This window comes from Antarcticirhabdus aurantiaca (genome assembly GCF_009765365.1).
Classification (GTDB): domain Bacteria; phylum Pseudomonadota; class Alphaproteobacteria; order Rhizobiales; family Rhizobiaceae; genus Antarcticirhabdus; species Antarcticirhabdus aurantiaca.
The window spans coordinates 147,415-166,228 of the sequence record NZ_VTOM01000004.1; the positions used below are offsets into that span (position 1 = coordinate 147,415).

Below are 18,814 nucleotides of genomic sequence, written 5' to 3' on the forward strand. Positions count from 1 at the left end.
ACTGCCGCCCTTCCGGTAAAGATCTAAAGATCCATCCCGCAGTAATTTGCCGCCGCAGTGTTTTTAGCCGGCATTCTCTCTATGCAACCATCCCTGCACGACATACCATTCCCGTTAGTTACACACTCTGCATCGACTATACTGACGTCGTGCAGCTTCATCTGCGGATAGATCATCGTGCGGGCCGCTCCCTGAAACGGGAGGGCTGAGCCCTCACGCCTGCGGCGATCCATGCGGCGAGCCCATCGAGACGTCTGCGTCACGCGCCCATCGGCAACCACCGGACCGGAGAAGAGCTCGTGGCAGCATCGGTCACTTCGCCGGACAGCACGGCCGACAAGGCCGACCAGGTTCTCTGGACGAGCACCGTCGCGTTCACGGCGAGTTTCGCGGTCTGGACGATCTTCGCGATCATCGGCATCGGCATCAAGGACGAGCTCGGCCTCTCCGAGTCCCAGTTCGGCCTTCTCGTCGGCACGCCGATCCTGTCCGGCTCCTTGTCCCGGCTCGTTCTCGGCATGTGGTCCGACCGCTACGGCGGCCGGAAGATCTTCGCGGCGCTGATGTTCGTCTCGGCGGCGGCGACCTGGGCGCTGATCTGGGCCGACAGCTACCCGACGATGCTCCTGGCGGGCCTCGTCGTTGGACTGGCGGGCGGCACCTTTTCCGTGGGCGTGCCTTACGTGTCGCGCTTCTTCTCCCCGGAGCGACAGGGCACCGCGCTCGGGATCTTCGGAGCCGGCAATGTCGGCGCGGCCGTCACTAAGTTCCTCGCCCCCTTCGTGATGGTGGCGATGGGCTGGCGGGGCGTCGCGCAGGTCTGGGCGGTGGGCCTCGTCGTGACCGCCGTCGTCTTCCTCATCCTCACCAAGGATGAACCGCGCCGGGCCGGCGACGAGGCGGCCGCGCGTGAGCCGTTCACGGCCCAGTTCAAGGTTCTCGTCCACGCCCAGGTCTGGCGCTTCTCGCTCTACTACTTCTTCGCCTTCGGCGCCTTCGTCGCTCTGTCGCTGTGGCTCCCGCACTACCTCGTCACGACCTACGGACTGTCGCTGACCTCGGCCGGCATGCTGGCGGCCTTCTACTCGGTGCCGGCCAGCCTGTTCCGCATCTATGGCGGCGTCCTGTCCGACCGCTACGGCGCGCGCGCCGTGCTGTACTGGACCTTCGCCGTCGGGATCGTGGCGACCTTCATGCTGTCCTATCCGCCGACGACCTACATCATCGAAGGGATCCAAGGGCCGATCCGCTTCTCGACGAGCATGGGCCTCACCCCCTTCCTCGTCATCATGTTCGTGCTCGGCTTCTTCATGAGCCTCGGCAAGGCCGCGGTCTTCAAGCACGTGCCGATCTACTACCCGCGCGAGGTCGGCGCGGTCAGCGGACTCGTCGGAATGATCGGCGGGCTCGGCGGCTTCCTTCTGCCGATCGCCTTCGGCGTCCTGGAGGACCTGACGGGCGTGCGGACCGCCTGCTTCGCGCTGCTCTTCCTCGTCGCCGTGGCATCGCTCGTCTGGATGCACGTCTCGGTGCAGAAGCTCGACCGCGACGCGGCGAGCCGCCGGGAGGCGGGCGGCGCCCCGGCGCGCCCGGTCGCCGCGACCGGCAGCGCGCCGATCCCGGCCGCGCCGGACGAACGGCTCGCGCCCGCGCAAGGGGCGGCGGATTCGCACCTCCTGACCGACTGGCGTCCGGACGATCCGGTGTTCTGGGAGAAGACGGGCCGGGCCATCGCCCGGCGGAACCTCTGGATCTCGACCTACTGCCTCGCGCTCGCCTTCGCCGTCTGGCAGCTCTGGAGCATCGTCGTCGCCTGGCTCCCGGCTGCCGGTTTCCAGTTCACCTCCAACCAGCTCTTCTGGCTGGCGGCGGCGCCGGGCATCTCGGGCGCGACGCTGCGCATCTTCTATTCGTTCCTCGTTCCCGTCTTCGGCGGACGGCTGTGGACGGCCCTGTCGACCGGCACGCTCCTGATCCCGGCCTTCGGCATCGGCTATGCCGTCCAGGACCCGCAGACGCCCTATCTCATCTTCCTGACGCTCGCGCTCCTCTGCGGCTTCGGCGGCGGCAACTTCGCCTCGTCGGTGTCCAACATCTCCTTCTTCTTCCCGAAGACGGAGAAGGGCCGCGCCCTGGCGATCAATTCGGGGATCGGCAATCTCGGCGTCAGCGTCGTGCAGCTCCTGGTTCCCATCGTCATATCGATGGGGATCTTCGGCACCCTCGCCGGAAACCCGCAGACGACGCCCGACGGCGCCTCGGTCTGGCTGCAGAATGCCGGCTTCGTCTGGGTGCCGCTGATCCTGGTCGGCGTCGGCGCCGCCTGGTTCGGCATGAACAACATCGCCTCGGCCAAGGCCTCCTTCACCGAGCAGCTGGTGATCGTGCGGCACCTCCACACCTGGGTGATGTGCTGGCTCTACACGGGCACCTTCGGCACCTTCATCGGCATGTCGGCCGCGTTCCCGCTCCTGACGCGGCTCGTCTTTCCCCAGGTCGACGCCCTCCACTACGCCTTTATCGGCCCCCTGGTCGGCGCCCTGTCGCGCGCCTTCTCGGGAGGCCTGTCGGACCGGCTCGGGGGCGAGCGCGTGACCTTCTGGGTCTTCGTCTCGATGATCGTCTTCGCCGTTCTCCTCGTCTGGTCGCTCGAGATCCAGAGCTTCCCGGCCTTCTTCGCCATGACGCTCCTGCTCTTCTTCGCGAGCGGCATCGGCAACGCCTCGACCTTCCAGATGGTGCCCGGGATCATGACGCGGGTCGTCGACGCGCAGGAGCCCCAGGCGAGCGCCGAGGAGCGCCGGCACAAGGCGGAATGGGAAAGCGCGGCCGTCACCGGCTTCATCTCCGCCATCGCGGCCTATGGCGGCTTCTTCATCCCCAAGGCCCTGGGAACCTCGATCGACGTGTCCGGAAGCGCGAACGGCGCGCTCTACGGATTTGCCGCCTTCTTCATCACCTGCGCCCTGGCCACCTGGTTCTTCTATACCGGGCCGCGCGGGCTCTTCCGGACGACGGAGCGACGCGCATGAGCCACTTTCTCGATCGCCTGACCTTCTTCCGTCAGCACCGCGAAACCTTCGCCGACGGCTGGGGCGTGGCGACGAACGAGCCGCGCGCCTGGGAGAACGCCTATCGCAAGCGCTGGGCGTCGGACAAGATCGTCCGCTCCACCCACGGCGTGAACTGCACCGGCTCCTGCTCCTGGAAGATCTACGTCAAGGGCGGGATCGTCACCTGGGAAACGCAGCAGACCGACTATCCCCGCACGCGGCCCGATCTGCCCAACCACGAGCCGCGCGGCTGCCCGCGCGGGGCGAGCTACAGCTGGTACCTGTATTCGGGAACGCGCATCAAGTATCCGCTGGTCCGCGCCCGGATGCTGAAGGCCTGGCGCGAGGCCCGCGCCTCGCTCGGACCCGTCGAGGCCTGGCGCCGGATCGTCACGGACGCGGAGGCGCGGGCGAGCTGGGTGACGCGCCGCGGGCGCGGCGGCTTCGTGCGCGCGACCTGGGACGAGGTCTGCGAGATCATCGCCGCGGCCAACATCTACACGATCAAGGATTACGGGCCCGACCGGATCATCGGCTTCTCGCCCATTCCCGCCATGTCGATGGTCTCCTACGCGGCCGGCACGCGCTACCTGTCGCTGATCGGCGCCGGCTGCCTGAGCTTCTACGACTGGTATTGCGACCTGCCGCCCTCCTCGCCGCAGACCTGGGGCGAGCAGACCGACGTTCCGGAAAGCGCCGACTGGTACAATGCGGGGTTTCTTCTGGTCTGGGGGTCCAACATCCCGCAGACCCGCTCGCCGGACGCCCACTTCTACACGGAGGCCCGCTACAAGGGCACCAAGAGCGTCGTCGTCTCGCCCGATTACAGCGAGGCCTGCAAGTTCGCCGATCTTTGGCTGCATCCAAAGCAAGGCACCGACGCGGCGCTGGCGCTCGCCCTCGGCCACGTCGTCCTCAAGGAATTCTACATCGACCGGCAGGTCCCCTACTTCCAGGACTACGCCCGGCGCTACAGCGACATGCCCTTCCTGGTGAAGCTGGTCGAGCGGGACGGACACCTCCTGCCCGAGCGCTTCCTGCGCGCGGCCGACTTCGCAGGCGGTCTCGGGGAAGAGGCGAACCCGGACTGGAAGACCGTCGCCCTGGACCAAACCGGGCGCGTCGTGTGTCCCCGCGGCTCGGCCGGCTTTCGCTGGGGCGATCCCGGCAAGTGGAACCTCGAGGAGGTGGATGGGGCCGGCCTGCCGGCATCGCTGCAGCTCTCGCTCGCCGGCATGGAGGATCGGCTGGCGCCGGTCTCCTTCCCGTATTTCGGCGGCACGGCACCGGGAAGCTTCGTCGCCACCGACCATTCCGAGGTCCTGAGCCGCATCGTGCCGCTGCGCCGCGTGGAGCTCAAGGACGGCGAGGCGCTGGTCGCAACCGTGTTCGATCTCCTCTGCGCCAATTACGGCGTCGACCGCGGTTTCGGCGGAGGCGACGTCGCCTCGACCTACGACGACGACGTGCCGTTCAGCCCGGCCTGGGCGGAGCGGGTCTGCGGCGTGCCGCGGGCGGCGATCCTCCAGACGGCGCGCGAATTCGCGCAGACCGCCGAGAAGACGGACGGCCGCGCCATGGCCATCGTCGGCGCCGGGCTCAACCATTGGTACCACATGGACATGAGCTATCGCGGCATCATCGCGCTGCTCGTCCTGTGCGGCTGCGTCGGGCAATCGGGCGGCGGCTGGGCGCATTACGTCGGGCAGGAAAAGCTCCGCCCGCAGACGGGCTGGCTGCCGCTCGCCTTCGCGCTCGACTGGACCCGGCCGCCGCGCCAAGTGAACGGGACGTCGTTCTTCTACGCGCATTCCGATCAATGGCGCTACGAGACGCTCGACGTCTCGGACATCCTTTCGCCGACGGCCCCTCCCGGCGACTGGTCGGGCTCCATGTTCGACTACAATCTGCGCGCGGTGCGCATGGGGTGGCTGCCCTCCGCCCCCCAGCTCGACACCAACCCCCTGGCGCTGGCGCGGACCCTGAAGGAGCGGGGCGAGGACCCGGTCGAGGCCCTGCCCGGCCTGCTCGCGTCGAAAGCCGTCCAGTTCGCCATGGCCGACCCGGACGCGCCGCAGAACTGGCCGCGCAACATGTTCTTCTGGCGCTCCAACGTCCTCGGCGCCAGCGGCAAGGGGCACGAATACTTCCTCAAGCACCTCGTCGGCTCCTCGCACGGCGTCGTGGGCACCGAGGACGGGATCCGGCCGGACGAGGTCGCGTGGCGGGAGGACGCGCCCAAGGGCAAGCTCGACCTGATGGTGAACATCGACTTCCGGATGTCCACGACGAGCCTCTACTCCGACATCGTGCTGCCGACCGCGACCTGGTACGAGAAACACGACCTCAACACGTCGGACATGCATCCCTTCATCCACCCCCTCACGGCGGCGGTGGATCCGGTCTGGGAGGCGCGCAGCGACTGGGACATCTTCCGCGCCATCGCCCAGACCTTTTCGCGCCTGTGCGAGGGCGAGCTCGGCGTGGAAACCGACATCGTCCTCAATCCGATTCAGCACGACAGCGCGGCCGAGCTCGCCCAGCCCTATGCCCCGCTCGACTGGGGCCGCGGCGAGACCGACCCGGTTCCGGGACGGACCATGGCGACCATCGCCGTCGTCGAGCGCGACTATCCCGCGACCTACGAGCGCTTCACCGCCATCGGCCCGAAGCTCGACACGCTGGGCAATGGCGGCAAGGGCCTGACCTGGGACACCCGCCACGAGATCGACCTTCTCGGCGCCCTGAACGGGCGCGTCGAGACCGGACCGGCCGCCGGCCGGCCACGGGTCCTGACCGACATCGACGCCTGCGAGACGATCCTCATGCTCGCTCCGGAAACCAACGGGCAGATCGCGGTCAAGGCCTGGGAGGCGCTGGGCAAGGCGACCGGCCGCGACCACGGCCATCTCGCGGCCGGCAAGGAAGACGAGAAGATCCGGTTCCGGGACGTCGTGGCGCAGCCGCGCAAGATCATCTCCTCGCCGATCTGGTCGGGACTGGAGAGCGAGAAGGTCTGCTACAGCGCCGGCTACACCAACGTTCACGAGCTCATTCCCTGGCGCACCCTGACGGGACGACAGCAGCTCTTCCTCGACCACCAGTGGATGCTGGCCTTCGGCGAGGGCTTCGCGACCTGGCGCCCCCCGATCGACACGCGGACGGTGGCGCAGGTCGCCGGCAAGCTGCCGAACGGCAACCCCGAGATCCAGCTCAACATCCTGACCCCGCACCAGAAGTGGGGCATCCACTCCAGCTATACCGAGAACCTCCTGCTTCTCAGCCTCAATCGCGGCGGACCGACGATCTGGATCAGCGAGGTGGATGCCGGAAAGGCCGGCATCGAGGACAACGACTGGATCGAGGCCTTCAACGTCAACGGCGCCGTGACCGCCCGCGCGATCGTCTCGCAGCGGATCATGGAAGGATCGGCGATCATGTATCACGCGCAGGAAAAGCTCGTGAACACGGTCGGCTCCGAGATCACGAACCAGCGCGGCGGCGTGCACAACTCCATCACGCGCATCAACATGAAGCCGACGCACATGATCGGCGGCTACGTCCAGTTCGCCTACGGCTTCAACTATTACGGCACCGTCGGCGCCAATCGCGACGAGTTCGTCATCCTCCGCAAGATGAACCACGTCAACTGGTTCGACAAAGTCGTCGACGACACGTTCAACACGGACGCCACCGCCGACTGGGGTGGTCACGAGGCCAAGTCGAAGGAGACGGCGGCATGAAGATTCGCGCCCAAATCGGCATGGTGCTCAATCTCGACAAGTGCATCGGCTGCCACACTTGCTCGATCACCTGCAAGAACGTCTGGACCAACCGCGAAGGCGTCGAATACGCCTGGTTCAACAACGTCGAGTCGAAGCCCGGCATCGGCTATCCCAAGGATTGGGAGAACCAGCAACGCTGGAAGGGCGGGTGGACCAGGAAGTCCAACGGCCGCATCGAGCCGAAGATCGGCGCGAAATGGCGCGTTCTCTCGAAGATCTTCGCCAATCCCGACCTGCCGGAGATCGACGACTTCTACGAGCCCTACACGTTCGAATACGGCTGGCTGCAGCAGGCCCCCGAGCTCCAGGCGCAGCCCTCGGCCAAGCCGCGCTCCCTCATCACCGGCGAGGTGATGAACAAGATCGAATGGTCGGGCAACTGGGAGGACGACCTCGGCGGCGAGTTCTCCCGCCGCTCGCAGGACTACAACTTCGACGGCATCGAGAAGGAGATCTACGGCCAGTTCGAGAAGACCTTCCTGATGTACCTGCCGCGCCTGTGCGAGCACTGCCTCAATCCGGCCTGCGTGGCGTCCTGCCCGTCGGGCGCGATCTACAAGCGGGAAGAGGACGGGATCGTCCTGATCGATCAGGAGAAGTGCCGCGGCTGGCGCATGTGCGTCTCGGGCTGCCCCTACAAGAAGATCTACTACAACTGGTCGTCGGGAAAATCGGAGAAGTGCATCTTCTGCTTTCCCCGCATCGAGGCTGGGCAGCCCACGGTCTGCTCGGAAACCTGCGTCGGGCGCATCCGCTATCTCGGCGTTGTGCTCTACGACGCGGACCGCATCGAGGAAGCGGCTTCGGTCGAGAACCCGAAGTCCCTCTACGAGTCGCAGCTCTCGATCTTCCTCGATCCCAATGACCCGGACGTCCGGCGACAGGCGCTGCTCGACGGCGTGCCGGAGGAATGGCTCGACGCGGCCATCCTCTCCCCCGTCTACAAGATGGCGATGGAATGGAAGGTCGCCTTCCCGCTCCATCCGGAATACCGAACCCTGCCCATGGTCTGGTACGTGCCGCCGCTGTCGCCGATCCAGTCGGCGGCCGAGGCCGGCAAGATCTCGGCCAGGAACGGCATGCCGGACGTCGAGAGCCTGCGCATCCCGATGCGCTATCTCGCCAACATGCTGACCGCGGGCGAGGAAGCCCCGATCGTCTCGGCGCTCCGGCGGATGCTGGCCATGCGCGCCTTCATGCGCGCCAAGACGGTCGACGGGCATATCGACGAGGAGATCGCGCGCGAGGTCGGACTGACGGTGCAGCAGGTCGAGGAGATGTACCGCTATATGGCGCTCGCGGCCTATGAGGACCGCTACGTCATCCCGACAAGCCACCGCGAGGCCGACGAGAACGCCTATCACCTTCGCGGCTCGACCGGCTTCTCCTTCGACGAGCCCACCAACGGCGCCACGCGGGCGAACCTCTTCGGCGGCGCCAAGCGCACGCCCCGCAAGCCCTACATGGACGTGCCGCTATGAAGTACACGCTGCGCGCCCTGTCGGCCCTCATCACCTATCCGAGCGAGGACCTCCAGGCCCATGTCGGCTCGGTCCGCGATGCCCTGCACCGGGAAGCGGAACTGCCGCCCGAGGCGCTCGCCCTTCTCGAGCCGCTCCTCGACGCTCTCGCGAGCCAGGACCTCTTCGACCTGCAGGCGCATTACTGCGAGCTCTTCGACAGCTCGCGGGCGCTCTCGCTGCATCTCTTCGAGCACGTCCACGGCGACGGGCGCCAGCGCGGCCAAGCCATGATCGACCTCGGCCAGGCCTATCTCGCCCGCGGCTTCATGATGCGCGAGTCCGAGCTTCCCGACTACCTGCCGATGTTCCTGGAGTTCCTGTCGGTTCTTCCCAAGCGGGAAGCGGAGGAGTGGCTGGCCCAGCCGGCGCACGTCCTCGCCGCGCTGGAACAGCGGCTGAGGGAACGCGGAACCCACTACGTGGCCGTGCTGCACGGCCTTTCGCATCTGTCGAAGCGCAGGCCCTCGCCCGACGAGGCGCCGACCCTGCCCGACTACCGCGATCCGGCGACGCCAGCCGAGATCGACCGGGCCTGGGAGGATGCGCCCATCAACTTCAGCGCTCCGCTCGAAGGAGCGAGCGAGCCGTCCAGGCTGATGACGCGCTTGCGCGCCGCCCAGCGCGACGCCAGGCACCAAGCAAAGGGAGGCTAACATGTGGGAGACCGTCAACTATCTCCTGTTCGGCTGGTACCCCTACCTCGCCGTGACCGTTCTGATCTTCGGAAGCATCCTGCGCTTCGACCGAGCGCAGTATTCCTGGCGCTCCGAATCCTCGCAGTTCCTGCGACGCAAGCAGATGCTGCTCGGATCGAACCTCTTCCACCTGGGGATCCTGGTCATCCTGGTCGGCCATTTCGTCGGCCTGCTCACCCCGGTCGCGGTGTTCGAGCAGTTCGGCATCAGCCACACGGCCAAGCAGATGATGGCCATCGCGGTCGGCGGCCTTGCCGGAATCGCGGCCCTGATCGGCTCCTCGCTCCTGCTGCATCGCCGCCTGTTCGACGCACGGATCCGCCGCAGCTCCTCCTACGGCGACATCCTGGTGCTCGTTCTGATCTGGCTGCAGCTGATCGTCGGCATCGCCAGCTTCTACTGGTCGTTCCAGGCGCTCGACGGGAGCGAGATGATCCGCTTCATGGGCTGGGCCCAGGGCCTTCTGACCTTCAAGCCGGCGGCGGCCGACCTCCTCATGGAAACGGCCTTCGTTTATCGGCTGCACATCGTCATCGGCCTCACGATCTTCCTGATCACCCCCTTCACCCGGCTCGTCCACGTCTTCAGCGCGCCGGTCTGGTACCTGTTCCGGCCGGGCTACCAGGTGGTGCGCTCGCGACGCGGCCCCTCGCAGGCCGTCGCCGATCCCTTCGCCGGCGCGGTGAGCGGCGCCGCCTCGATCAGCCGGGCCCAAGCGGAGAGCGCGCAATGACCTCCACACTCGTTATCGACCGCCGGCCGGAGCCGGCGATGCCGAGCGGCTGCGGCAGCGGCTGCGGCTGCGCCTCGACGCCCAAGCCCGCCGCGCCGCTGCCCGACGGCGGCAAGGTCAGCGTCAACGGCGTGGAGATCGGGGCCGAGGCGATCGCCCGCGAGATCCAGCACCATCCCGCGAGCGACGGCGCCGCGGCCTGGAGGGCGGCCGCGCAGGCGCTCGTCGTGCGCGAGCTGATGCTTCAGGCCGCCCGCGCGGCGGGCCTCGAGGCCAGTCCGGAACGGGACGATGCCGGCCGCCTGGAACTGGCCGAGGAGGCGCTCATCCGCGCCGTCCTCGACCGCGCTCCCGAGCCGCAGAGGCCGGGCGATGCCGAATGCCGACGCTACTACGAGGCGAACCTGCGCCGCTTCCGCATGCCGGATCTCTTCGAAGCGTCGCACATCCTCATCGAGCCGGCTTCCGAGGATGCCGCGGGCTGGCGGCAGGCGGAGGAGACCGCCCGCACCCTGGCCGCCGAACTCGGCGACGATCCCGACGACTTCGCCGCGGCGGCGCAGGCCTTCTCGGCCTGTCCGACGGCGCGCCAGAACGGATCGCTCGGCCAGTTGCGCCGCGGCGAGCTGGTGCCGGAGGTCCAGGCGGCGCTGGAGGATCTGGCCGAAGGCGCCACGGGGCGCGAGCCGGTCCGCTCGCGCTTCGGCTGGCACGTGCTGCGCCACCAGCGCCGCATCCCCGGCAAGACCCTGTCCTTCGAGATGGTGGCCGCGAAGATCGCCGAGATGCTGGAAGCCCGCGCCTGGACGATGAGTGCCGCCGCCTTCGTCCTGCACCTGGCACAAGAAGCGGACATCGAGGGCGTCGCCCTCGATCCCGACGTCTTGTCGAGCATGCCCTGACCGGGCCGTGCTCCGCCGCGGGGCCCGACGGCACCGCGGCCGGCACGCGAGAAAAGGCCTCACCTCGTGAACGATCGACACAGCCTCGACGGCCCACCCCTCAATCCGACCCTGCGCAAGGTGACGGACGGCACGACCGATACGAGCCGCACGGCCGCGCCCCTGGAAAGCATCTCCATCCGCAAGCCGCACGGCGGCTACTGGGCCTGGATCTGCCTGGCGGTCCTCGTCGCCTGCATTCTCGTCTCTCTCGTTCTCGTCTTCGGATGAGCCGCCGAGCAAGCACCCGGCCGATCGTTCGCACCCCTCGATGCGCATTCGGCCGACGATGGACATGACGGCTGGGAGCGCCTCGCCATGAGCGGATCTGTTCTGATACTCGGCGGCGACGGCTTCTGCGGCTGGCCGACCGCGCTTCATCTGTCCGCTCAAGGATACGATGTCGCGATCGTCGACAATCTCTCGCGGCGGTCGATCGACGACCAGCTCGGCGCGTCCAGCCTGACCCCGATCGCCTCGATCGACGAACGCCTCGCGGCATGGCGGAGCGTGACCGGCAAGGAGATTCCCTTCTGGGGCATCGACATCGCCGCGGACTATTCCGGCTTCCGGAACGTCGTTTCGCAGCGGCGGCCGGACGCCATCGTCCACTTCGCGGAGCAGCGCTCGGCGCCCTATTCGATGAAAGGCGTGAACGAGAAGAACTACACCATCGACAACAACGTCCGCACCACGCACCACACCTTGCTGGCCATGGTCGAGCTCGGCCTGGACGCACACTTGGTCCACCTCGGCACCACGGGCGTCTACGGATACAGCACGGTCGACATGGTGATCGCCGAAGGGTACCTCGACGTCATCATCCCGCTGGAGGAAGGGCGGAGCATCCGCGACACCATCCTCTACCCGACCCAGCCCGGCAGCATCTACCACCTGACCAAGTCGCTGGATCAGCTTCTCTTCCAGTTCTATGCCCAGAACGACCGGCTGCGCATCACCGACCTTCACCAGGGCATCGTCTGGGGGACGCAGACGGCGGAAACGCGCCGGCACCCGGCCCTCGTCAACCGCTTCGACTACGACGGCGATTACGGAACGGTTCTCAACCGCTTCCTCGTCGAGGCCGCGATCGGCTATCCGCTGACGGTGCACGGCACCGGGGGGCAGACGCGCGGCTTCATCAACATCCAGGACACGGTGCGATGCGTCGCCCTGGCGCTTGAGAACCCGCCCGCGGCCGGAGAGAAGCCCCGGATCTTCAACCAGGTCGCCGAGACGAAGCGGGTCCGCGACCTCGCCGAGATGATCGCGGGAATGACGGGCGCTCAGATCGCCTTCGTGGACAATCCGCGCAAGGAGGCGGTGGAGAACGAGCTCGCCCTGTCGAACCAATCCTTCCTGGATCTGGGACTGGCGCCCATTCTTCTTGAAGAACAACTGTTCACCGAAACGATCGAGATCGTCGGGGCCTACAAGGACCGGATCGATCGCGAGCTGATCCCGGCGCAGTCGCTCTGGACCACCGGGCATCGGCCCGGCCTCGTGAAGCACCTGAAGGGGAGCGGGTCGTGAGAGAAATCGGTCGCCTGCTGCTTCTCGGCTTCGCCGCCTTCCTTTGCATCTCCTTCGCGATCTACCTGAGCAATCCCAACATCATCTCGTCCTTGCGGCGGCAGTGGACCGAGCTGAGCTTCACGCCGCCCACCGCGACGACGTCCGACATCTTCATCCAGCGCTTCAATCGAAACGGATGGTCCGGACTTGCCGGCTTTCCCGATCGGACCGAGATCCGGTTTCCGCTTCCGCCGAACGTGCCCGCCCGATCGGGCACGTTGTATCTCGACCTGAGAACGCAGCTGTCGCAGGTCGGCGACGGCCGGCTGAGCATCAGCATCAACGATCGCACCGTCGAGGAGTTCGTGCTCGATCGCGGGCGGCACGATCGGCATTTCGTCCTGACGCTCGACCAGGCCGACCTGCAGCGGCCCTTCGTGAGGGTGGGCCTGCGCTCGGTCGGCTCGACGGGCGGGGGACAGATCTGCCCGGTCGGGGCCGTCAACGCGGCAAGCTCGGTCGAGGTGCTCCCATCGAGCGGTCTGGCGCTCGACCTGGCCGAGCCCGTCCGGGATCCCGCGGCCCGACTGGCCTTGTTGAGCGAACCCTTCGCCATCGCCTATCCCGCCGATCCGCAGGGCCAGGCGATCGCCGCCTGGACCTCGGCATACCTCGAGCGGCTCGGGCTCGGCAGTCAGTTCGTCACGGACTCGGCGCTGGCTCAGCTCGCCCTCCTGCCCGAGGGGGCGGCCGCCCTTTCGGACGTCGATGCGGCCATCGGGCTGGGGGCGCCGTCCGGGCAGCAGTATCTGGGCGCCCTGCGCACGCCCCGTCCGAGACTTCTCGAAGACGCGCCCTGGCCGGTGGCGATCGAACGCTTCACGAACGATACGCTCGCCGTCACCTTCCGGGGCGGCCGGCGCTGGAGCATCCCGTATTATCTCGCGGACATGCCCGGCGGCGCAGCCCCGTCCGCGATCACCTTCTCGATCAGGACGGGAGGCTTTGCCGAGGCCGACGCCCTGATCGCCCGCGTCACGCTGAACGGCAACCTGCTGACGTCTGCGCGCCTGTCCAACGCGCCGAACGACCAGCAGCTGCGGGTCGATCTTCCCGCGCAGTATCAAGGCCTTTCCAACGTCCTCGAACTCGCGATCGTCGACGTTTCGCCCAAGCCCGACATCTGCGCGGAGCGGCCCGAATTCGAGGCGCAGCTGCTGCCGGAAAGCAGCTTCGAGCGGGGCATCGACGAGGAAGCGGCCAAGCTCGCGCTCGTGCGGATCCTAGGCTCGGCGGGGGGCATCAGCCTCCAGCAGCCGGACGCGGCCGCGGGACCCTCCTCGACGGAAGCCTTCGGCGACCTTCTCGCCCATGTCATGCCCTTGCGGATCCCGCCGAGCTTCCAGTCTCCCCAACGGATCGCGATCGAGCTGGTGTCGGGTTCGGCGCTGTCGACCCGCGTCGCCGAACATCGCGACGCGCCGCAGACCATGGTCGTCCTGTTCGATGCCGAGGATCGCGTCGACGGGATCGCGGTCCATCGGATCGGCGAGGTGGCGCAGGACGCGCTCGTCACGCCGGCGGCGGCACGCGGCGCCCTTCTCGTGAGCTATTGAGATGCCGCAGGGAGCGGCGATGCGGGAGGCCGCACAGCCGATCTACGCCTCGGTCGACAGCGCGCCGTCGCATCTTTCCGATACGCCCCATCCGCTGACGGTCGCGATGATGCTGTGCCTGTTCGCCGGCATCAGCGCCCTGATGCTTGCGGCGTTCGACTTCGCCCACAACAGGCTGGGCCTCACCTATCATCCCGACTTCGTCTTCTATCGATACGAGGGCAACAACCCGATCCCGCTCAGATGCTTCCTCGTCTGCTTCACGCTCGCCGGCGCGCCCTTCTTCAACGGGGACGCCGCGGCGAAAGCGGCGTTCGCGCTGCGGACGATCGTCTTCTTCCTGATGTTCGCGGCCCTGTTCGATGCGACGGATGCCCTCTGCGATCGCATGTTCGGGGTGGCGCTCGACGTCTACACGGCGGAGATGCTGTCCGGCCTCTTCGGATTGCTGATGTTCGGTCTTTCCGTTCTGTCGTCGGGAAACATGCCTGCGCGGGCGGACGTGCCGGTCCTGTCCCGGCGATTTCTCGCGCGATCGTGGTTCGTCCTGATCCTCGTCCTGTCGGCGGCGGGAGCCATCACGCTCTGGTGCAGCGGCCTGGACCTCAGCCTCGTCGCCTGGATGCGCTCGACTGCGCTCCTGGGCGGCTTGGGCCCCGGCATCTTCCTGTTTCTCCCGCTCTGCGCGATCCTGTTCTACGCCCTGGGCCGGATCGGCCTTCGGCGCCGCCGCCGGGCAGCCTTCACCCCGCCGGTGACGGTGGTGGCGGCCGCGCACAACGAGAGCCACATCATTCCGGCCATGATCGAGGCCGTCGACGCGGCCGCCGCGCAGTACGGCGGCTCGGTGAAGCTGATCGTCGTGGACAACGCGTCGACCGACGACACGGCGGCCCTCGCCGAGGCCGGCATCGACCGGCTTCGCTTCTGCAACGGAACGGTTCTGAGCGAGAAGCGGCTCGGAAAGGCCAGGGCCTTGAACACCGGCCTCGCGGCGGTCCAAAAGGACTTTGTGCTGCGCATCGATGCCGATACGCTGGTGGGACCGTCGAACATCGCGCGTGCGATGACGTATTTCGTCGAGGACCGGGTCGGCATCGTGGGCGGGCTCAGCATGCCTCCGGGAGACGGGCCGTTCGACCGCGCGCGCGCCATCGAGGTCCTGATGCGCTCGGGGGTGCATCAGGTGGGCTTCAACTCCTTCGAGGCGATCGTGGGCATCCCCGGAATGTTCGCGCTTTATCGCACGGAGGCCCTTCGGAGGCAGGGCGGCTTCGCCACGGGCATCAACGGCGAGGATACCGACGCCTCGCTGCGCATCGGCGAGCTCGGCTACCGCATCATCGAGGATCCCGCGATCGTCTACGTTTCCGAAGTTCCCGCCAACCTCGCGAACCTGCGGGAACAGCGGCTGCGCTGGTTCCGGTCGATCTACCATGTCGCGGCGCGCAACCGGACCTGCATGGACGATTCCTCGTGGTCGGTGCGCGGAAAGTGCGTCCTGCCCTTCATGCTGATGAATTCGGGCCGGCGGGCGGTCACGATCCCGCTCCTGATCTTCGGCCTGCTCTGCGACGCGACCGAGATCAATCCGCTAAGCCCGGTCGCGACGCCGGCGATCTTCGCGACCGTGCTCGGCGCACCCGTGGTGATGGCCTTTCTCTCCACCTTTCTCGCGAGACATCCGAAGGCCGCGAGCGGGATGGGCGACTACTTCGTCTTCAGGATCCTGCGCGCCTACTTCACGCTGGAGGCGATCCTGTCGATCCGCCTCGCATCCGCGGCTCCTCCCGGGCGCCGCGACGTCGGCATGGAGTCAGCGACCCAAGCCGGCTTGCGATGACCCCTCGGGCAGAACCGCCGGCGCGATGGCGGTCTGCGGCGGCACAGGTGCACCGGCCGCAGGCGGCTCCGCGCCGGCCGCTCGGGGTGCAGGCGCCTGCGGCACCGGAGAGGCCGGCGTGCCGGGCGCAGCCGCTTCGGCGGCGGGCCCCTGGCCGGGCGCCGCCTGATCGGTGCCGATCGGCTGCGGCAGGATGGTGCCGTCCTTGGCCGCGACGCGCCAGACGGTGTTGCCGGCATCGTCGGCGACGAGCAGCGCGCCCGTGCCGTCGATGCCGACCCCGACGGGCCGGCCATGCGCCTCGTCCCCTTCGATGAAACCCGTCACGACGTCCTGCGCCTTGCCCGCCGGACGGCCGTTCTCGAAGGGCACGTAGACGACCTTGTAGCCGTTGAAGAAGCTGCGGTTCCAGCTCCCGTGCTCGCCGATGAAGGCGCCGTCGGCATAGGCCGGCGGCAGGGCGGCGTTCTGCGAAAAGGTCAGGCCGAGCGCCGCGACGTGGCTCGACAGCGCGTAGTCCGGAGCCACGGCGCGCTCCACCATGTCGGGTCGGGGCGGATGCACCCGCGCGTCGACGTGGTCGCCGTAGTAGCTCCAGGGCCAGCCGTAGAAGCCGTTCTCGGCAACCGAGGTCATGTAGTCCGGCACGAGGTTGGGGCCGAGCTCGTCGCGCTCGTTGACGACGGTCCACAGAGCCCCAGTCTCGGGATGGAAGGTCAGGCCGTTCGGGTTGCGCAGGCCGGACGCGTAGACGCGGGCGGCGCCCGTCTGCCGGTCCACCTGCCAGATCGCCGCCCGCCCCTTCTCGGCCTCCAAACCGTTCTCCACGATGTTGGAGTTGGAGCCGACCGAGGCATAGAGGAAGCGCCCGTCGGGACTGAGCGCCAGGTCCTTGGTCCAGTGGTGGTTGATCGGCCCGCCCGGCAGCGGGGTGAGCACGCGCGGGGCCGCCGCGATGGCGTTTTCCCCGAGCTTGTAGGGATAGGCGAGGATCGCGTCGGTCGCGGCAACGTAGAGCGTGTCGTCGATCCAGGCGACGCCGAAGGGCGAATGGAGGTCCTTCAGAAGATCGTGGCGCTCGTCGACGGTTCCGTCGCGATTGGTGTCGCGCAGGAGCGTGATCAAGTTGCTCGGCTTCTTCGGCTGATCGCCGCCGTCGCCGTGGGCGATCGACATGATCCAGCCGCGGATGAAGTCCTTGGGCCGCGACAAGGGCTCGCCGGCCGGTCCTTCCGACTGGACGACGAGGACGTCGCCGTTGGGCAGGGTGTGGACCGTGCGGGGATTGGCGAGATCCCGGGCATAGGCGGTGACGACGAGGTCCGCCGGCACGGTGGGCGTCTCGTTCTCGCGCCAGCCGACGACGGCGGCGACCTTCAGCTCGGGAAAGAGCTCCTGGGCGGGCTCCGGCAGGACCGGATCGGGTCCGATCTGGCTCGCCACGTCGAACTCGCCGCCGGCGTCGCTGCAGCCGGCAAGCACGGCGAGGGGCAGGAGAGCGCCGGCCGCGAGGAGCGCGCGAAGGGTGATCCGGGGGTCAGCCATGATGGCGCCCTCCCACCTCGTTGCTGACCCCGACGCCGTGCCGGTAGACCAGCGAGCGTCCGAGCCACACGGTGACCATCATGACGAGCACGGTCAGCGCGGATAAAACGAGACCGTAAGGCACGACGGCCGTCCAGCCGTCGCCGGCATGAACGAAGCTGTTGAGGAGGGCGAGCGCGAGAACGATCACGTTGCCGATCGCGTGCGGCCAGACGGGCCTCTGCTCGCGCACGTGGGCGCTGGAAAGAACGTCGACGATGCCGGCGAGAGCCGCGAGGCCGCCGAAGACGAGGCCTGCGAAGAGCAGCCAGGCCGAGAAGTTCTGCCACATCACGTTCGCCGTCTGCCAGAAGGCGAGATCGGTCGCGAGCGCCAGGGTGAAGCAGGCGATGGGAAAGGGCACGAGGGCGGCATGAACCGGATGCCCGGCGATCGCGGCCGTGGAGCGGGGATGCGGGTAGACCATCGCGAGGATCTCGATCTCTGGCGATTGCGGATCCCGATGATACGGCGGCCACCGGCACCGGGTTCCCGCCTGCGGCATTGCGTGCCCGCGGGGAACGGAAACATGGACTGCCGGCGGCCGCCATGCCGGTGCTTCAGCGGCCGCCGCGCTTCCGTCAGCTCGCGCCGCCGAGCCCGTCGAGGCGACGGAGGTGGTCCGATGTCAGCTCCAGGCCGGCGGCGGCGACGTTGGCGCGAAGGTGCGCCCGCTTCGACGTGCCGGGAATGACCAGGATGTTCGGGCTGCGCTGGAGGAGCCAGGCGAGCGCCACCGCCTGCGGCGTCTGGCCCAGCTCGGCCGCCAGGGTCTTAAGGCCCTCGGCCTGGAGCGGCGTGAAGCCGCCGAGCGGGAAGTAGGGGACATAGGCGATGCCGTCCGCCGCGAGGGCGTCGATCATGGCGTCGTCGGCGCGGTGGACGAGGTTGTAGTGGTTCTGCACGCAGACGATGGGCGCGATGCGTCGGGCAAGGCCGAGCTGCCGCTCGGTCACCGTGCTGATGCCGATATGGTCGAGAAGCCCCTCCTCCTGCATCCGCCGCATCGCCGCCATGGGCGCTGCGACGTCGTCCTCCGGGCCGCCCATGCGAAGGTTCACGATCGGCATGCGCGACAGGCCGAGCCGCTCCAGGTTCCCTTCCACCGAGCGGCGCAGGAAGCCCGCGTCCCGCTCCAGGATCCAGGCCCCCGCCTCGTCGCGCCAGGCGCCGACCTTGGTGACGAGGACGAGGTCGTCGGGGTAAGGATAGAGCGCTTCGCGGATCAGGCGGTTGGTGACGTGCGGACCGTAGAAGTCGCTCGTGTCGATGTGGTCGATGCCGAGCGCGACGGCCTCCTTGAGGACCGCCCGCGCTTCCTCGGGATCGCTCGGCTCGCCGAAGACGTGCGGGCCGGCGAGCTGCATCGCGCCGTAGCCCATGCGGTTCACCGAAAGGTCGGTGCCGGGAAAGGTGAAGCGGCCGGCACGAGAAGCGGTCTGGTCGAGGTCGGTCATCGCGGGATCTCCTTGGGGTTCGAGCCCCAAGATCGGGCGCGAGCGGCGCGTTGATAATCCCGGCCGGGG

At 67.9% G+C, this 18,814-nt stretch carries 13 protein-coding genes; 10 read left to right on the plus strand and 3 right to left on the minus strand.

From position 1 onward, the window contains the following. The first annotated feature begins 299 nt into the window (after positions 1-299). From FZN60_RS06140 to FZN60_RS06185, 10 genes are all read left to right on the plus strand, one after another. Positions 300-3,032, plus strand: a complete 2,733-nt coding sequence (locus FZN60_RS06140; protein WP_158872185.1) for a nitrate/nitrite transporter — start codon at positions 300-302, stop codon at positions 3,030-3,032. Next, complete coding sequence (locus FZN60_RS06145) at positions 3,029-6,796, plus strand: nitrate reductase subunit alpha (RefSeq protein WP_158872187.1); 3,768 nt, start codon at positions 3,029-3,031, stop codon at positions 6,794-6,796. The genes FZN60_RS06140 and FZN60_RS06145 overlap by 4 nt, the downstream gene beginning before the upstream one ends. Next, positions 6,793-8,319: a nitrate reductase subunit beta gene (narH, locus tag FZN60_RS06150; protein ID WP_158872189.1), complete on the plus strand. Its 1,527-nt coding sequence runs from the start codon at positions 6,793-6,795 to the stop codon at positions 8,317-8,319. Before FZN60_RS06145 ends, narH begins: the two co-directional genes overlap by 4 nt. Next, entirely contained in the window at positions 8,316-9,014 is a 699-nt protein-coding gene (gene narJ / locus FZN60_RS06155) for a nitrate reductase molybdenum cofactor assembly chaperone (protein WP_158872191.1), read from the plus strand. Before narH ends, narJ begins: the two co-directional genes overlap by 4 nt. Position 9,015: 1 nt before the next feature. Next, on the plus strand, positions 9,016-9,789 hold the full coding sequence (gene narI, locus FZN60_RS06160) for a respiratory nitrate reductase subunit gamma (RefSeq protein WP_158872193.1): 774 nt from the start codon (positions 9,016-9,018) through the stop codon (positions 9,787-9,789). Further along, positions 9,786-10,691 carry a peptidylprolyl isomerase gene (locus tag FZN60_RS06165; RefSeq protein ID WP_158872195.1) on the plus strand — a complete coding sequence of 302 codons (906 nt, stop codon included), beginning with the start codon at positions 9,786-9,788 and terminating at the stop codon, positions 10,689-10,691. Before narI ends, FZN60_RS06165 begins: the two co-directional genes overlap by 4 nt. Before the next feature lie 66 nt (positions 10,692-10,757). Then, positions 10,758-10,961 carry a hypothetical protein gene (locus tag FZN60_RS06170; RefSeq protein ID WP_158872197.1) on the plus strand — a complete coding sequence of 68 codons (204 nt, stop codon included), beginning with the start codon at positions 10,758-10,760 and terminating at the stop codon, positions 10,959-10,961. Between the two features lie 87 nt (positions 10,962-11,048). Continuing rightward, complete coding sequence (locus FZN60_RS06175; RefSeq protein ID WP_158872199.1) at positions 11,049-12,263, plus strand: NAD-dependent epimerase/dehydratase family protein; 1,215 nt, start codon at positions 11,049-11,051, stop codon at positions 12,261-12,263. After that, positions 12,260-13,861: a hypothetical protein gene (locus tag FZN60_RS06180; protein WP_158872201.1), complete on the plus strand. Its 1,602-nt coding sequence runs from the start codon at positions 12,260-12,262 to the stop codon at positions 13,859-13,861. Before FZN60_RS06175 ends, FZN60_RS06180 begins: the two co-directional genes overlap by 4 nt. Positions 13,862-13,880: 19 nt before the next feature. Beyond that, positions 13,881-15,704, plus strand: coding sequence for a glycosyltransferase family 2 protein (locus tag FZN60_RS06185; protein ID WP_158872203.1), 1,824 nt, complete (start codon positions 13,881-13,883; stop codon positions 15,702-15,704). Here the strand turns inward: FZN60_RS06185 and FZN60_RS06190 are convergent. The 3 genes from FZN60_RS06190 to FZN60_RS06200 form a co-directional block, all read right to left on the minus strand. After that, positions 15,678-17,249, minus strand: coding sequence for a PQQ-dependent sugar dehydrogenase (locus FZN60_RS06190; protein ID WP_158872205.1), 1,572 nt, complete (start codon positions 17,247-17,249; stop codon positions 15,678-15,680). The two genes, FZN60_RS06185 and FZN60_RS06190, sit on opposite strands and share 27 nt — an antisense overlap. Continuing rightward, positions 17,242-17,715 (minus strand): DUF2231 domain-containing protein, encoded by a 474-nt coding sequence (locus FZN60_RS06195; protein WP_158872207.1) that lies wholly within the window; start codon positions 17,713-17,715, stop codon positions 17,242-17,244. The genes FZN60_RS06190 and FZN60_RS06195 overlap by 8 nt, the downstream gene beginning before the upstream one ends. 154 nt (positions 17,716-17,869) lie before the next feature. Continuing rightward, positions 17,870-18,745, minus strand: a complete 876-nt coding sequence (locus FZN60_RS06200) for an oxidoreductase (RefSeq protein WP_158872209.1) — start codon at positions 18,743-18,745, stop codon at positions 17,870-17,872. Positions 18,746-18,814: the final 69 nt, after the last annotated feature.

Coding starts and splice junctions, on each gene's coding strand:
- FZN60_RS06145 (WP_158872187.1), top strand. CDS start 3,029: ATGAGCCACTTTCTCGATCGCCTGACCTTCTTCCGTCAGCACCGCGAA.
- narH (WP_158872189.1), top strand. CDS start 6,793: ATGAAGATTCGCGCCCAAATCGGCATGGTGCTCAATCTCGACAAGTGC.
- narJ (WP_158872191.1), top strand. CDS start 8,316: ATGAAGTACACGCTGCGCGCCCTGTCGGCCCTCATCACCTATCCGAGC.
- narI (WP_158872193.1), top strand. CDS start 9,016: ATGTGGGAGACCGTCAACTATCTCCTGTTCGGCTGGTACCCCTACCTC.
- FZN60_RS06165 (WP_158872195.1), top strand. CDS start 9,786: ATGACCTCCACACTCGTTATCGACCGCCGGCCGGAGCCGGCGATGCCG.
- FZN60_RS06175 (WP_158872199.1), top strand. CDS start 11,049: ATGAGCGGATCTGTTCTGATACTCGGCGGCGACGGCTTCTGCGGCTGG.
- FZN60_RS06185 (WP_158872203.1), top strand. CDS start 13,881: ATGCGGGAGGCCGCACAGCCGATCTACGCCTCGGTCGACAGCGCGCCG.
- FZN60_RS06190 (WP_158872205.1), bottom strand. CDS start 17,249: ATGGCTGACCCCCGGATCACCCTTCGCGCGCTCCTCGCGGCCGGCGCT.
- FZN60_RS06195 (WP_158872207.1), bottom strand. CDS start 17,715: ATGGTCTACCCGCATCCCCGCTCCACGGCCGCGATCGCCGGGCATCCG.
- FZN60_RS06200 (WP_158872209.1), bottom strand. CDS start 18,745: ATGACCGACCTCGACCAGACCGCTTCTCGTGCCGGCCGCTTCACCTTT.